The 15,789-nt window shown below is 66.4% G+C and carries 12 protein-coding genes (1 of these 12 only partly in view); 7 read left to right on the top strand and 5 right to left on the bottom strand.

The genetic code is table 11. From position 1 onward, the window contains the following. The 5 genes from tgt to M8445_RS03445 form a co-directional block, all read left to right on the top strand. Nucleotides 1-646: the 3' portion of a tRNA guanosine(34) transglycosylase Tgt gene (gene tgt / locus M8445_RS03465; protein ID WP_273989711.1), read on the top strand. The gene continues 509 nt to the left of window position 1, outside the view; 646 of the gene's 1,155 nt are visible here — the last part of the coding sequence; its start codon lies off the left edge, out of view; its stop codon occupies nucleotides 644-646. Nucleotides 647-1,020: 374 nt separating this feature from the next. After that, nucleotides 1,021-4,185: an S-layer homology domain-containing protein gene (locus M8445_RS03460; RefSeq protein ID WP_273989710.1), complete on the top strand. Its 3,165-nt coding sequence runs from the start codon at nucleotides 1,021-1,023 to the stop codon at nucleotides 4,183-4,185. A 133-nt stretch (nucleotides 4,186-4,318) separates the two neighbouring features. Further along, entirely contained in the window at nucleotides 4,319-5,263 is a 945-nt protein-coding gene (locus M8445_RS03455) for a manganese-dependent inorganic pyrophosphatase (RefSeq protein WP_273989708.1), read from the top strand. 112 nt (nucleotides 5,264-5,375) lie between these two features. Further along, nucleotides 5,376-6,644, top strand: coding sequence for a bifunctional folylpolyglutamate synthase/dihydrofolate synthase (locus M8445_RS03450; RefSeq protein WP_273990820.1), 1,269 nt, complete (start codon nucleotides 5,376-5,378; stop codon nucleotides 6,642-6,644). A gap of 60 nt (nucleotides 6,645-6,704) precedes the next feature. Next, nucleotides 6,705-8,231 carry a carboxypeptidase M32 gene (locus M8445_RS03445; RefSeq protein ID WP_273989705.1) on the top strand — a complete coding sequence of 509 codons (1,527 nt, stop codon included), beginning with the start codon at nucleotides 6,705-6,707 and terminating at the stop codon, nucleotides 8,229-8,231. Between the two features lie 266 nt (nucleotides 8,232-8,497). Here M8445_RS03445 and M8445_RS03440 read toward each other — a convergent pair whose 3' ends face one another. Next, nucleotides 8,498-8,749, bottom strand: a complete 252-nt coding sequence (locus M8445_RS03440) for a hypothetical protein (protein WP_055362122.1) — start codon at nucleotides 8,747-8,749, stop codon at nucleotides 8,498-8,500. 364 nt (nucleotides 8,750-9,113) lie between these two features. Here M8445_RS03440 and M8445_RS03435 point away from each other — a divergent pair, with 364 nt between their 5' ends. Further along, nucleotides 9,114-9,503, top strand: a complete 390-nt coding sequence (locus tag M8445_RS03435; RefSeq protein WP_189064303.1) for a helix-turn-helix domain-containing protein — start codon at nucleotides 9,114-9,116, stop codon at nucleotides 9,501-9,503. 108 nt (nucleotides 9,504-9,611) lie between these two features. On the opposite strand, the gene M8445_RS03430 is transcribed toward M8445_RS03435, so the two are convergent. The 4 genes from M8445_RS03430 to M8445_RS03415 all read right to left on the bottom strand — a co-directional run bounded on the left by M8445_RS03430 (nucleotide 9,612) and on the right by M8445_RS03415 (nucleotide 13,721). Further along, on the bottom strand, nucleotides 9,612-11,375 hold the full coding sequence (locus M8445_RS03430) for a polymer-forming cytoskeletal protein (protein WP_273989703.1): 1,764 nt from the start codon (nucleotides 11,373-11,375) through the stop codon (nucleotides 9,612-9,614). Nucleotides 11,376-11,452: 77 nt separating this feature from the next. After that, complete coding sequence (moaC, locus tag M8445_RS03425; RefSeq protein ID WP_273989701.1) at nucleotides 11,453-11,947, bottom strand: cyclic pyranopterin monophosphate synthase MoaC; 495 nt, start codon at nucleotides 11,945-11,947, stop codon at nucleotides 11,453-11,455. Nucleotide 11,948: 1 nt separating this feature from the next. After that, nucleotides 11,949-12,554 carry a DUF177 domain-containing protein gene (locus tag M8445_RS03420; protein WP_273989698.1) on the bottom strand — a complete coding sequence of 202 codons (606 nt, stop codon included), beginning with the start codon at nucleotides 12,552-12,554 and terminating at the stop codon, nucleotides 11,949-11,951. A gap of 108 nt (nucleotides 12,555-12,662) precedes the next feature. Next, complete coding sequence (locus tag M8445_RS03415; protein WP_273989697.1) at nucleotides 12,663-13,721, bottom strand: glucose-1-phosphate thymidylyltransferase; 1,059 nt, start codon at nucleotides 13,719-13,721, stop codon at nucleotides 12,663-12,665. 315 nt (nucleotides 13,722-14,036) lie between these two features. Here M8445_RS03415 and M8445_RS03410 point away from each other — a divergent pair, with 315 nt between their 5' ends. Then, nucleotides 14,037-15,722, top strand: coding sequence for a polysaccharide biosynthesis tyrosine autokinase (locus M8445_RS03410; RefSeq protein ID WP_273989695.1), 1,686 nt, complete (start codon nucleotides 14,037-14,039; stop codon nucleotides 15,720-15,722). Nucleotides 15,723-15,789: the final 67 nt, after the last annotated feature.

Here is a 15,789-nt window from a genome sequence, read left to right as displayed (position 1 = left end):
CCTCAGTGCCAAGACCAACGACCATCAGGCGCTGTTCGCAATCGTGCAGGGAGGCGTCCACGAGGACCTGCGCCGTCAGAGCCTGGACCTGACACTGCCTTACAACACGCCGGGATTTGCCATTGGTGGGCTGGCGGTCGGTGAACCGAAGGATCAGATGTACCCGGCGGTCGCCTTCACGGCTGAGCAGTTGCCCGAGCATAAGCCCCGTTACCTGATGGGCGTGGGTCACCCCGAGGATCTGGTGGCTGGTATTGCGCTGGGCGTCGATATGTTCGACTGCGTGTACCCCACCCGCACCGGACGGTTCGGTTACGCCCTGACCGATGACGGGCGACTGAACATGAATTCCAGCCCCCCGCGCCGCCAGCTGGTCCCCATGGACGCCGACTGCGACTGCTACGCCTGCCAGCATTACACCCGCGCCTACCTCGCGCACCTGGTCAAAGCAGAGGAGATGCTCGCGCCGCGCATGCTGTCGCTGCACAACCTGCGGTACCTGCACCGGCTGGTCGAGCGGGCCCGAGCCGCCATCGAAAGAGGTGAGTACCACGTGTGGGCCTCGGCGTGGGCGGAACGCTACTTCAAGGGGCAGATCCCCGCCTGGTTCCAGCAGGCCATCGACACTGGGCAATCGGGCGTCTGATTCCCACGCTGGTGGATGACCCGGCGGCCATGAACGCCCCCTGGCACGTCCTGAAACGTCACAGTCTTCTTACAGTGCAGGGGCATTTCCGGGCCTCCGGGCCGGCCGAACGGACCTTCATCGGTTCGTCAGAAATAGGCATTCTCGCGTAACAAGGGCATTTTACGTGACTCTCAGACTTGACCCGGTCTCTTTCATGCTTGTATCATCCGCCTGATCTGACAGTTCTCATCCGACAGGACAGGAGCGTCAGGTTGCGCGAAAGGGACACAGGACGGCGAATCACTCCGGGAGAGGAAACCCGGCAACTCGCCCCAACGTCAACTTCAGAGCCGGACGTGACTCCGACGCGCGACGACCTTTTGGGGGTTCATATGAAGAAAAGCCTGCTCGTTCTCACCGCTGCGCTGTCCTTTGGCGTTGCCGCTGCACAGACTGCGGCTCCTGCCAGCGCGCCCCAGGTCCCTGCACTGACCGACGTTCCCGCCGGTCACTGGGCCAAAGACGCCATCGACAAGCTGGTCAGCACCGGCATCATCCTGGGCTACCCCGACGGCACCTTCCGCGGCACCCAGAACCTGACCCGCTACGAAGCGGCCGTCATCATCGCCCGCCTGCTCGACCAGGTGAAGAGCGGCGAAGTCAACCCCAGCACCATGGACCCCGAGACCCTGACCGCGCTCCAGAACGCGATTCAGGAACTCGCCGCCGACCTCGCCGCCCTGGGCGTGCGCGTCAGCGACCTCGAAGAGAACGCCGTCAGCCGCGACGACTTCGCCCGCCTCGAAGAGCGCGTCGAAGCCATCGCCCTCCAGAACGGTGACCCCGAAGCCCTCGCCGGCCTCACCAGCCAGATCGACGAGCTGACCGCCCGCGCCGACGACTACGACACCCTGCGTGCCGACGTCGACGACAACGCCAGCAGCATCGCCGCCCTGAACGACCTGACTGTCCTCCTGAACCAGGACATCCTGAACCTCCAGGACCGCGTCAGCGCCGTCGAAGCCGCCCAGGCCGACCTCGTCGCCCGCGCCGACTACGACAACCTCGCCGGCCGCGTCGGCGTCGTCGAGACCAAAGTCACCAGCATCGACAACCGCGTCACCCAGCTCGAGAAGTACGCCTTCAGCATCAAGCCCAGCCTGAGCGCCACCTACAACGTGGCCCGCGCTGACCGCAACATGGACCTGGATCGCCTGATCCCCGGCACCGTGTTCAGCACCGGCACCGACGACAACACCGACACCACCGACACGGCTGTCGATTGGGCTGACCTGACGGGAAGCGATGTCAAAGTCGTGAACGACAAGGCGAACTTCTACGGTTTCAGCGGTGCGGGTAACACTCCCACCAACGCTGTCAGCCGCGAAGGTGCCACTAGCATCTCCTTCAGCATCGACTTCAACAACGGTGGCGGCAAGATCGACACCTCCAAGAGCGCCGTCCGTGGCGCCTACGTTCCCGGACCTGGCGGTCTGAACGTCAACAGCGTTGATGTCACCTTCGGCATCACTGCCGGTCTGCCCAGCTCCGATTACATCAGTGCTGGCTCTTACGCCAACTACCCGGATGTCGTGGACACCGACAGTGGCATCACCTACCGCCCCCTGTTCTTTTACTTCAAGAACGCCACCGCCAAGTTCACCGTGGGCAACGCTCCCATCACCGTGACCTTCGGCAAGAGCCTGAAGTTCAAATTCGCTGACTACATCGGCGACAACGACAAGACCGCCCGCGGCGACGGCTACATCGTGAACGTCGACGGCAGCACCCTGCCCGTTATCGGTGCCTTCAAGCCCATGATCACCGGCGTGTACGGCAGCAAGGGCGGCGCCAACAGCGATTATCAGTACTACCGCGGTATCCGCGCGGAAATCACGCCCGTGGGCACCCTGAAGGCTGGCCTGAACTACATGCAGGAAGGCCTCGACCAGACCGGTTACAAGGTCACTGCTGGTCTCGCTGCTGCCCCCGCTCCTGTTGGCGGTAACAGCATTACGACGGTTGCCGACGTCACCGCCTACGGCGCTGATCTGCACGGTCAGGTCGCCGGCTGGCAGCTCGACAGCGAGTATGCTCAGAGCCGCCGCAACACCAGCACCTTTGCTGCTGGTACGGGTAGCGTGACCCCCACGATCGACACCCAGAACGCCTTCTACGCCAAGACCAGCGGTACGCTGGGCCCGGTGAAGGTGTACACCCTGAACTACCGCAGCGTCAGCGCCGGCTACGACAAGGTGTCGGGTGTCATGGAAGCCAACCCCAAAGACACCGACAACGGCAGCACCGCTCCTTACAGCGCCAACCAGACCGGTTTCGGCGTGAAGGTCGGTACCACCCTGGGTCCCGTGTCCCTGGCTGGCTATCAGGACAACAAAGTCGCTTACGGCAAGAACCCCCTGGACACTGCCCGGGAGCCCAGTGGCGTTGTGGACCGTGGCATCACCGCCAAGGTCAACCTGCTGAACCTGATCACGGTGCGTGGTGGCTACTACGAGTACATGGCTAACCCACTGGGTCTGGCTGGCGTGCGCTACGGCGTGCGTGGCGACGTGACCCCGGGCCTGGGCTTCAGCGTCGGCGCTTACTACCGCGACCTGACCATCAATGGCACCAAGAAGCAGAACGACCTGCTGGCCGACGACAGCAGCCTGTTCGCTAAGGGTAAGTACAACAGCTACTTCGCCCTGGCCAACAACGATCTGCTCGACCAGAGCGGCTGCGCCGACCTGCACCCCGGCATCAGCGACCGTGACACCGACGGCGTCGGCACTGCCCTGACCTTCAGCCAGAACAGCTTCACCGACAAGAAGTGCTACAGCGAGTACGGCGTGGAAATCGCGCACAGCGGCAAGGACGCCAACGCCCTGGTCAAGAACCTTGACCTGCGCCTCGGCTACGCCGGTCGCTACCGTGAAGCCACCAAGAGCTACAGCAACACCTTCACCTACGGTGACGCTGTGTACTCCACCAAGCTCGGCATTGCCGACGTCAACGTCAAGGCTGCTTTCTCCAACGACAGCTACGACCTGACCAAGGAAAACGCCACCACCTTCAACAGCACGGCCGTCGCCGCTGGCCTGGGTGTCAAGACCGACGCGCTGAACGTCGCCTTCAAGCCCAGCTTCGAAGGGCAGATCGGCTACTACAGCCGCAGCCACGACTACAACGGCACCGCTTCGGACTACGACTCCAACGCTGTGCGTTACCTCGCGGGCGTCAAGCTCAACGAGTTCCTGCTCCCCAACACCAAGCTGGCCGTGTACTACGCTGGCTACCAGGGCAAGAACCGCGGCTACACCCCCTTCACGGGCAGTATTGACGCGGGTACCGACGTCGCCGGCTACTTCTCTGATGCTAACAACGGTGGTCAGACCGTCAGCCAGGACCTGCTGTACGTGGAAGGCAACTACTACGACCTGAGCTTCGGCTACGGCGTGGGCAACCTGCGCCTGAAGGAAGCCAACGGCGCCGCCGTGACCGGCGTGAACGACGCCCGTGGCCAGGTCTTCAAGATCAGCTACAAAGTCAGCTTCTAAAGTTCACTCTGAATCTCGTCAGGGATTCGCCGGAGAAGCCCCCGCCATGTGCGGGGGTTTCTCCTGTTATGTTCTGTTGCCTGTGCAGTTTAGTGCCACGTGCGACCTGCTGGGCAGCAGGTAGACTGAAAGCATGCTTGCTGTTTTTGGTCACCTGAATCCGGATACCGATGCCATCACGGCCGCGCTGGTGTACGCGCGTCTGCTTGCCCGTCAGGGGGTGGACGCGCAGGCGTTCCGTCTGGGCGAACTGAATTTCGAGACGGCGTTCGTGTTGCGTGAGGCGGGCGTGGACGCCCCAGCGTTGCTGCCGGCGCTGGAGGCGGGCGCGGCGGTGGCGCTGGTGGATCACAACGAGAGTGCGCAGTCCGTGCCGAACCTTGTGGAGTTGAACGTGACGCGCGTGGTGGATCACCACAAGCTGGGCGACCTGAGTACCGCGCAGCCCCCCTACCTGCGCTTCGAGCCAGTGGGGTGCACGGGCACGATCCTGCTGAGGCTGCACCGCGAGGCGGGCCTGAGCGTGGAGGCCCTGGACGCCCGGTTGATGCTGAGCGCAATTCTGAGTGACACGCTACATTTCCGCAGTCCCACAACCACGCGGGAGGACCGTGACGCGGTGGCGTTCCTGGCTCCGGTGGCAGGTGTGGAGGACGTGGAGGCGTACGCGCTGGCCATGTTCGCGGCCAAGAGCGATCTGGGCAACACGCCGGCCGAGACGCTGCTGCGCATGGATTACAAGGTGTTCCCGTTCGGTGACGTGGTCGCGCCGCAGCAGTGGGGGATCGGTGTGATCGAGACGACGAACCCGGCGTATGTGTTCGGTCGTCAGGCCGAGCTGCTGGCGGCCATGGCGGACGTGAAGGCGGCCGACGGACTGGCGGGCGTGCTGCTGAGCGTGGTGGATATCCTGAACGAGACGAACCGCACGCTGGTACTGGGGGCTGCCGAGGCGCAGGTCCTGTCGGGTGCATTTGGGGTGAGCGTGGACGGTCCGGTCGCGGATCTGGGGGCGCGGATCAGTCGCAAGAAGCAGATCGTGCCGGTGCTGGAAGGGTTCTTCGCGCCCCAGGCGTAAGGAAGGCGTATCTGCTGAGGAGGGTCCGGGTCACATCGGGCCCTCTCTGCCGTTCTGTCTGTCGTGCTGCCGGGAGCCTATGCTGGGTCCCGTGAGGACGGAACAGGACGGTATGGGCCGGCAGGAAGCGTGGCAGGCGGAGCTTGACTGGCTGTTCGCCCGGCAGCGGTTCGGGGTGCACCCGGGGTTGGGGCGGGTGCAGGCGCTGCTGGCGCGGCTGGGTACTCCACAGGCGTCGTTCCGGACGGTGCTGGTGGGCGGCACGAACGGGAAGGGGTCCACGGCGGCCACGCTGGCGGCCATGCTGCGGGCTGGGGGGGTACGGGCGGGCCTGTTTACCAGTCCGCACCTGACACGGTTCACGGAGCGGTTCGTGGTGGACGGTCAGGAACTGCCGGAAGACGTGGTCGCGGCGGCGCTGGCCCGCGTGCGCCCGGAGGCTGAGGCGGTCGAGGCTTCGTTCTTCGAGATCGTGACGGCCCTGGGGGCGCTGTTGTTTGCAGAGGCGGGCGTGCAGGTGGCCGTGATGGAGGTGGGGCTGGGCGGCCGCCTGGACTCCACGAACGCCCTGGACCCGGTGCTGAGTGTCGTGACCAACGTGGCGCTAGATCACACGGAGTTCCTGGGAGACACGCTGGAGGCCATTGCCGCCGAGAAGGCGGGGATTCTGCGAGCGGGCCGGCCGGCGGTGGTGGGGGTCGCGCCGCAGGTGCAGTCCATCTTCGCCGCGCAGGGCGCGGACCTGTGGAGGCTGGACGATCACCTGCTCGGCACCCGCCTGCTGGGCTGGGAGGGGGTCCAGGTGACGCTGCGCAGCCCCGACGGGCCCGTGACCCTGCACACGCCCCTGCTGGGCGCTCACGGGGCCCGTAACGCGGCCCTGGCAGCCCTGGCCGCCCTGCGGCTGGGCCTGCCCGCAGAGGCCGTGACGCGCGGGGCGGCCTCCGTGCAGTGGCCGGGGCGGCTGGAGGTCATTGCCTGGCAGGGTGGGCGGGTCCTGCTGGACGGCGCGCACAACCCGGCCGGCGCGCGGGCACTGGCTGCCGCGCTGAGGGAACTGGGCGTCGGCCCGCTGCCGCTGGTGTTCGGCGCGGCCGGCGACAAGGACATCAGTGGGGTCGCCTCGGCACTGCGCTCCTGCGCGTCAGAGGTGATCCTGACCCGCGCGGCCCTGAGTCCACGGGCGGCCGATCCGCAGGCACTGGCCTCGCTGTTCGCGGGGCTGCCGGTGACGGTCACGGACTCCCCGGTGGCGGCGCTGGCGGTCCTGGCTGCCCGGCACGCGCCGCTGGCACTGGTATGCGGCAGCCTGTACCTGCTGGGCGAGGTGCGGCCCCTGCTGCTGGGCGAGGCCGGCGCGTCCCGCGAACGCTGGCAGTAAGGGTAAGGCCGCCTCCGCCAGATGGCCTAGGAGGTGCCGGGCAGCGGTACCCTGAAGGTCATGACCACGCCCGACCAGACGGCCACCGAAGCGACCCCGGCCCACCCGACCATGCAGGCCCTCCAGCGCCGCCTGGGGCAGGTCAGTGACCTGAACGCCGCCGCCAGCCTGCTCTCCTGGGAGCAGGAGACCTTCATGCCCGAGGAGGCCGCCCCGGTGCGGGGGCAGCAACTGGCCACGCTGGCCGGCCTGTCGCACGAACTGTTCACCGCCCCGGAGACCGGCGACCTGCTGACCGCCGCGCAGCCACAGGGCGAGACGGACCGGGCTGTGGTGCGCGTCGCCCGCCGCGACCACGCCAAGGCCACCCGCCTGCCCACCGCGTTCGTGGAGGAGCAGACCCGCGCCCAGAACGAGGCGCACCACGCCTGGATCGAGGCCCGCAGCCGCAGCGATTTCGGGACGTTCGCGCCGCATCTGGAACGCATGATGGACCTCGCGCGCCGTCAGGCGGACCTGATGGGTTTCGACGAGCACCCCTACGACGCCCTGATCGACGATTATGAGCCGGGCATGCGCGCCTCGCAGGTGCGGGCTGTGTTCGCGGACCTGCGCGACCGCACGCTGCCGCTGCTGGAGCGAATCCGCGCTGCCGGGGACGCCGCCGATTACAACGTACTGACCCGCCCGTTCCCCCCGCAGGCGCAGAAGGACTTCGCGTGGCGCGTGGCGGGCGAGGCTTTCGGGTTGCAGGGCAGTTTCGCGCGGCAAGACGAGAGCGCGCACCCGTTCCAGTCGAACTTCAGCCGCAGTGACATCCGCATCACGACCCGCGTGGAGCCGTACTGGCCCGCCTGCCTGTTCGGCACGTGGCACGAGACCGGGCACGCCATGTACGAGCGTGGCGTGTCGCAGCGCTGGGCGCGCACGCCGGTCTCGGCCGGGGCGAGCCTGGGCGTGCACGAGAGCCAGTCGCGGATGTTCGAGAACCTGCTGGCCCGCAGCCTCCCGTTCTGGGAGCGGTACTTCCCGCAGCTTCAGCAGGCCGCGCCCGCCGTGACCGACGGCCTGGACGCCGGGGCGCTGTACTGCGCCGTGAACCGCGTGAACCCCAGCCTGATCCGCGTGGAGGCCGACGAGGTCACGTACAACTTCCACGTCATGCTGCGCTTCGAGCTGGAACTGGCGCTGCTGGAAGGCAGTCTGGCCGTGCGGGACCTGCCGGACGCCTGGAACGAGAAGATGCAGGCGTACCTGGGCCTGACCCCGCCAGACGATGCGCGCGGCGTGTTGCAGGACATTCACTGGTCGGCCGGTCTGATCGGGTACTTCCCGACGTATACGCTGGGGAACCTGCTGAGCGTGCAACTGCTGGAGGCCGCGCAGCGCGACCCTGCCGTGGCGCAGGGCGTGGCCGCCGCCGAGTACGGCCCGCTGCGCGCGTGGCTGGTCGAGCATGTGCACCAGCACGGGCGCAGCCTGACACCCGCCGAACTGACCGTGCAGGCCACCGGACAGGCCCTGACGGCTGACCCGTACGTGGCGTACCTGCACCGCAAGTACGGCGAGATCTACCGCCTGGACTGATACGGACTCCGATTGAATGGTTTGCAAAAACCGTTCAATCCGAGCGGAGCGAGTGGGAGCAGAGCGGATTCCGGGCGTGGAGTTGGCAACCCGGTGCCCTTCCGGGTTGTTAACGAAGCAGACGGCATCCGTATAAGGTTGGCTGCGCCGGGTCTGGCTGGATCGCGGCGGGAATGGAAGCCCAGTCGGACAGCGGCGACAGAGTGATGCAAGGCCCCCGGTGACGTTCACGCCGGGGGCCTGCTGCTGGATGTTGTGGGAGTGGGTCAGCTGGCCTGTCGCCGTTCGGCGCGGGTGATCAGGTAGGCGCGCGCGGAGTTCAGCCACTTCTGCGCGAGGTCACTGTGGGGATGCCCGCGCTCCCGCATGGCCCGCACGCCCAGCTGCAACTGCCGTTCCATGCGGCGCACGGCGACCAGTCCGCCCTCGTTTTCCAGTTCGATGAAGGTGTTCAGCAGGGTGGTGGGATGGGCGTGGCCCAGGCGGATGCTTTCGGTGATGGTGTCCAGTGAGCGCATGAGGAGCACTCCTTCCCGCCCGGTGGGCAGTGAGGTCAGTGGGGCCGTGAAGGGATGGGCGGGGGGCCGGGACGCAGGCGACGGCGCACACGGGGGTTCTGTCGGAGACGAATCACCGGACTGATTACGATCTTGGCAGATTATAGCAGGAACGTATCAGGGGAGGCAAGAAGTCACACTCTGTATTCTGTATTGACCGTACCGATGAGCGGTGTTACACTCCAACCAAGGCTGCCCCATTCTGCCCACAGGCAAACCCCGCCCGTGACCAGATGCACAGCCCCAGGCGGCACGCGCCCCCGCCCGGCACCCAACCATGCCCGGCACCCGGCGTGAGGCCACGCCGCAGCCAAGGAGGTGAACAATGAAACTGCACGAAAGACTCCGCGAACTGCGCAGCGAACGCGGGCTGCGGCTCAAGGACGTCGCCGAGATAGCCGGGATCAGCGTCCCCTACCTCAGCGACCTTGAACGTGGCCGCACCAACCCCAGCCTGGAAACCCTCCAGACCCTGGCCGGCGCGTACGCCATCACCGTTCACGACCTGCTCGAGGGCGTCGAATTCTACGGCGCATCCACCGAGGGCGCCCTGCCCAAGGGGCTCGCCGACCTCGTCGCCGACCCTACCCTGGGACCGCAGATCACGCCCGACTGGGTCCGCACCCTGTCCCGCATCGAACTGCGTGGCAAGCGCCCCCGCGACAAGCAGGACTGGTACGAGATCTACCTGCACCTCAAACGCATCCTGAACTGACGCGCGCCGTCAGTGCCAATGCCGTACGCCATGAACCGGAGCCTCACTGAGCTCCGGTTCTCTCGTCTTGCCTCAACTGGTCCTAATTTCGGTGCACAGCAGCCCTGATCAGGCGGCTTGCGCCAATTCCAGCAGTTCCGGTCGCCCACGGGTCAGGAGCAGCGTCCCCGCGCCCCACGCTCCGCCGACCAGCGCGAGTGCGAAGGCCAGTGGCGGCACGCTCAGGGTCGCGGCCACCGCGCTCAGGCCGATGAAGGCCCCCACGGCGTCCGGCACGGGCAGACGCACCCGCAGGGCCAGCGCGCGGCCCACGTCGTACGCGCTGACGCTCAGGCCCAGCGCGATCAGCAGCGCCGTCAGGGCCAGTGCGATCAGCGCCGGCCCCAGCAGACCTGCCAGCGTCAACCCGTAGGCTGGCCCCAGCAGCGCCGAGAGGGCCAGCACACCCAGCGCCAGTGTCCGGACCGGCGCGTACCGCTGCCGCCGCGCCAGCATAGGAGCCAACCCCGACACGAACAGCAGCAGCAGCGCCCCGCCGGTCAGGGTCACGAACACCTGCGGCCACGCCGCGCTGCCCAGCCACCCCAGCACCGGACGGAACGCCGCAGCCGTCACGGCCGCCAGCCCCTGCGGCACACCCGTCTGCAACGCGGCCCGGTCGTCCGGCGCATGCCCGAGCAGGGCGTTCACGCGGCCGCTGACCTGCGCGCCCGCGTCACGGTGCACGTCGCCCAGCAGCGCGATGACCTCGCCCTTCACCTGCGCGCCCGGGCGCAGGTACACGCTGCCACCCACGTTGATCACGTTCCCGCGCACCGGGCCGCTGACCTGCAGGTCCTGCCCGAACGTCACGCTGCCGTGACTGACCACTCCGTACAGCGTGGGCAGGGTCAGCGCAGCGCTCAGCGCGAACGCTCCGGCCCCGACCCTCTGCGCAAGCGGGCCGGGACGCCAGCTGACCAGCGCGCTCGTGACTAGCAGCAGGGCCAGCCCCGCCAAGGCCACCGGCGACACCTGCGCCAGCAGCGCCTGCGCGACCACGGCGCCCGCCGCGAGGTTCGGCCAGACGCTCGTGACGCCCATCAGCGTCAGGGCGACCAGCATGGACACCACCATGAACAGCGGGGCCGGATTGTGCCGCAGTGGCCGGTCCGGCGGATTGAACGGCTCGGCTCCAGTCAGGAACGCCGGTCCGGCAGGGGAGGGGAGAGCCGCACCTGCCGGAATAGGCCCGGAGGAGTCAGGCTGCCCCAGATTGGGTTCCTTCTGTGTAGATGGCGTCCGCTCAGATGCGGCCTCGCTGGCAATGCGGGCGGCCAGCAGCGCGGCCACGCTCTCTGGACTGCTGAGGCTTCCCGGGGCTGGCGGCGGCGTGGCGGCGCCGAGGCGCAGGGAACTACTCACCTCACCTGCGATCAGCGCCGCCACACTGCCCGGCAGGGGTGGCACGCGGCTCAGGGCGGCCTGCACCGACACGTCCCGCGCCACGGCAGCTGCGACACTCATCCCCTCGGGCAGTGGGGGAGCCGTCAGGTGACAGTCCAGACTGACGTCGGTCGCCACGACCCGCGCCACCGACACAGGCATGGAAGGTGCGGGCACACCCAGCCACCTGCTGCCCTGAATCTCACTGACCACCCGCGCCGCCACGCTGCCCGGCAGCACCGGGCGCGGCAGCCCCTGCACCAGCGTTACGCCGAGCGCCAGTTGCTGCCGCCACTGCGCGACCGGAATCCCCAAGGGGTCGGTCTCCAGCTGCGCCAGCGTGGTTTGCCCCGCCGCGTCCAGGGTGCCGTCGGCTTCCAGGTGCAGCAGGTCCAGCCACGCCCGGTGCGAGGCCGCTGAAGCTGGATTGTGACGTTCTGCGCCCATACGTTCCCTTTACGTTGAACAGACCCGCCGGGTTCCCGGACCTTCCCCTGCCCCGACCACAGGACCCTGAGTACTGCTCAGCCGGAGGCTGGCACCTGATCCGGCGCGACGAAATCGCCGCTTTTGCCGCCTGACTTGCTCAGCAGCCGCACGCCCGTGATCTCGATGGCCTTGCTGGCCGCCTTGAGCATGTCGTACACGTTCAGCGCCGCTACCGTCACGGCCGTCAGGGCCTCCATCTCCACCCCGGTCGGCGCGGTGGTCCGCACGGTCGCCCGCACCCGCACGCCCGCCTCCTCCAGCGTCACCTGCACGTCCGCGCCCGTCACCGGAATCGGGTGGCACAGGGTCACCAGATCCGCCGTGCGCTTACTGCCCGCCAGCCCGGCCAGCCGCGCCACGATCAGCGGGTCGCCCTTGGGATTGGTGCCGCCCTCCAGTGCCGCGCGGGCCTCCGGCGGGAGGCGCACCCACGCCTCGGCACTTGCCTCGCGCGACGTGGCGACCTTGCCAGTCACATCCACCATGCGCGGCAGCCCATCACGGAAATGCGTCAGTTCCGGCGCGCTCACCTCACTCCTCCGGCAGCTTCAGGTCCGCCAGGGACGCAAACGGGTTCTGCTTGGCGTGCAGCGACCCGGCCGGGATGCCCAGCTCATCGTCGATTTCCTCGACAGGCACCTGCGCCATGTGCTCGCACGGCCCGTCATTCAGGTCATGCCCGCACACCTGACACAGTCCCCGGCAGGCCTCATCGTGCAGCACACTCAGCGGCGCTCCCAGCAGCGTCGTCTCCGCGAGGTACGCACTCAGGTCCAGGTCCGGATCGCCGAACACCAGCATCTCCTCGCCCGTCTCGGCCTCCTCCAGGTACGGCGTCTCGACAGAGGGCTCGTAACGCAGCAGCGTGCCCAGCGTGATCTCCAGCGGCACGTGCACTTCCCGCAGGCAGCGGGCGCACTCCATGACCAGCACCGGCTCGAAGGTGCCCTGCAGGTACATTTCGTTGGTGCCCAGGGCGTTGACATCCACCTCGAACGGCGCGGGCTCCGCGAAGCGCAGCGTGTGCTGCGTGCGGCCCTGCTCGTACTGGAGGTGATCAAGGTTGCCTTCCACGTGCGCGTCCTCGGTGGAGGAACGCAACAGGGAACCCAGGTGAATACGAGGTGAATCCGTCATGCCCACATGATAGGGCCGCCGGGCTGACAGAACCCTGCCGTCACACCCAAAGTGCCCCGGCCGCCACGCCCGGAGTGCCCAGTTCAGACCAGCCCAGCCCAGGCCAGATCAGGCCAGTTCGACCACGCTGGCGTCACTGATAGTCAGTTTGTGCGTACGCGGCACCGTCCGCCCACCCCGCACCTGCGCCCGCACGCCGATCAGGCAGTCCTGCAGACGCTTACTCAGGTTCTCGATGCAGGCCTCCTCATCCACCACGCTGTGCTCCACCTCCGCGCCGCGCACGACCGTGTTGGCCCCGATGCTGGTAAACGGCCCGATGTACGCGTCCTCGATGACCACGCCCTCACCCAGCATTACCGGCCCCACGATCTTGCTGCGCGTCACCCGCGCCGACGCCGGAATCACCACCCGGCCCGTAATCCGCGAATCCTCAACAGTACCCTTCACGTCCAGCACGATCCGCTCCAGCAGCAGGCGGTTGGCGTCCAGCAGGTCCGCCGGGCGACCTGTGTCCTTCCACCAGCCCATCACCGGCTGACCCGTCACGTCCGCGCCCCGATCGATCAACCCCTGAATGCCGTCCGTGATCTCGTACTCGCCCCGCGCAGAAGGGGCCATGCCGTCCAGTACCGAGAAAATCTGCGGCGTGAAACAGTACAGGCCCGCCACCGCCAGATTGCTCGGCGGGACTTTCGGCTTCTCCACCAGCCGCGTGATGCGCGTACCGTCCATCTGCGCCACCCCGAACGCCGTCGGGTCCTCAACCTCCACCAGCGCAATCAACGCCGCCGGACGCTCCGCCAGAAAGCGGTCCACGAACGGTTTCGCCCCGAACTCAAACAGGTTGTCCCCCAGGTACACGCAGAAATCATCCTCGCCCACCCACTCGCGCGCCACCAGCACCGCGTGCCCCAGCCCCAGCTGCTCATGCTGATTGATCAGCGTCACCTGCACGCCCGAAATCTCCCGGATGGCATGCTGAATCTCCACCCGCGTGATATCCGACACCACCACGCCAATCTCCGAGATGCCCGCCGCCTGCAACGTCTCGATGGCATGCACGATGATCGGCTGACCGGCCACCCGCAACACCGGCTTGGGCCGTGTATACGTGAGAGGACGGAGACGCGTGCCCAGACCAGCAGCGGGAATAATGGCTTTCACACCGAGTATTCTACGCTCCACCTGCTTCTCATCTACCTGATGTGATGTTGAACATCGGTGGGCATCCGTGCATACCGTAAAGAGATGAACTATGGTCTTATGCAGATACTATTCCTTCACCCTGAGGCGGATGAAGCGCTACTCATTGCACAGCAACCCAACGAACACAAGACGGTGCAGCAGGATGTGATCGTCCACACAGTAGGATGAGCTGATGCTGGGACCTGACACCTACGGAGAACAGATGCACGTACACAACCCAACAGTTCATATGAAAATGGTCCAGTGCCCTCGCTTCAGGCAGGCAGGGGCAGTGTGACTGACCCGTTCCTTGACTCCGTTCCTGAAGATCCTCAACGGACGAGAAGCCCTGAACGGTCGAACGAAACCGCACAGGAAAACGAGATCGAACTCGGTGCTCTGTGGCAGGGAGTACGTCGGCAGCTACCGTGGATTGCGCTGGTCACGGCGCTTACTTCCAGTGCTGCGTTCTTGTGGTCCCGCGCTCAACCCGACGTATTTGAGGCTTCCTCAAGCTTGGTCACAACAGGCAACAGCTCTAATATCGGTGCGATCAATAGCGTCGTGACCGCAGCGCCCCTTCCGGAAGGAGCCTTGCAGGAAGCGATGCGCGGCCCTGTGGTACTGGGTGAAATCATCACCCGCGTCAAGAAGGAAAGCGCACTTCCGGCAGAACTGCGCACTGCTCTGGCAGAGGACCTGCAGCAGGAATTGCGCCGCCGCGATGTGACGACTGTTTCTCTCCAGAATCAGCTGGATTTCAATGGGAACGGTATTTACACTGTCAGTGCCCGCGCTGGCACGCCCGAGGCCGCTACTTTCCTCGCTGACTTGACAGCACAATCGCTCCTAAACTGGGACCGAGGCCGCGCTTTGAGCGGTGTTCAACGTGCCGAGCGCAGTCTGCGTGCTCAATTGACAGAAGTCGATCGTCAACTCGCAGAGGGTCGACAGAGTGACTTGGAACGCCAGACGCTTATCGCTTCTCGCGCTACCCTACAGCGCAGTCTCGCACAGACCGGAATTCAGGCCGAGGGTGTCAGCGGTTCATTAGAACTGGTCGCGCCGGCTGTCCTTCCACTGGACCGGGTGGCTCCCAAGCCCACGCGGAATGCAGTGTTGGTGGGTCTCCTGACCCTGCTGCTTGGCACCGGGATCGCCGCACTGCGTACCGTTACCGACCGCACTGCCCGCACCGAGGATGACTTGCTCGGCTTTGGGCTCCCCACCCTGGGCATGATTCCCCGCCTGCGCCGCCGCGAAGTCGTCTTCAACGGCATTGTGCGCGCCGCCCGCCTCGCTGGCCTGTACGAGGCCATCGGGTTCCTGCGCGTGAACATCCTTTCACGCATCGGTAACAAACCCGGCCAGCGCGTCATGATCTCCTCGACAGCGCCCGGCGAAGGTAAAAGCAGCCTGACCGCCACCCTCGCCGACGGGCTGGCCGCCAGCGGTCAACGCGTTCTGATCATCGACGCTGACATGCGCCGCGGCACGCAGCAGGAAGTCTGGGACAAGTACGAAACGCAGCACGAATGGGTGCAGCTGACCGGCCAGAACGGCGCCCGCACACTCGCGGAAGCCCTGAAAGATCCACACAATGTGCAGGTCATGGAAGCCGAGCCGGGCGTGCACGTCCTGCCAGCCGGCCCTGGCATGCACGACAGTCTCAGCTTGCTCAACCGCGCCCCGCTGGGCGAGTACCTGACCCACTGGGGACAGGGCTACGACCTGATCCTGATCGACAGCCCACCCCTGCTGGCACTGGCTGACGGTCTTGTCATCGGCCGTCACGTGGACTACGTTCTGCTAGTCGTCGAGGAAGGCCGCACCAGCCTCCAGGCCATTCGGCAGAGCCTGCGCCGTGCCCGGAACGCCAACGTCAATGTCCTCGGATTCATCATGAACAAGGTCAATCCCTCCGGTCAGGACGGAAAAACCTACAGCTACGGTTACGTCCCCAGGGAAAGCAAAGGTTAGGTGACATGACGTGGGCATCCTGACTCCCTCCACAAGTACTGTCCGCCAGACGGAACGCAACAGTGCC

The sequence above is a fragment of the Deinococcus aquaticus genome (genome assembly GCF_028622095.1).
GTDB classification, from domain to species: Bacteria; Deinococcota; Deinococci; order Deinococcales; family Deinococcaceae; genus Deinococcus; species Deinococcus aquaticus.
Note: the sequence above shows the minus strand (reverse complement) of the source record. Positions and strands in the feature narration are given on the sequence as shown.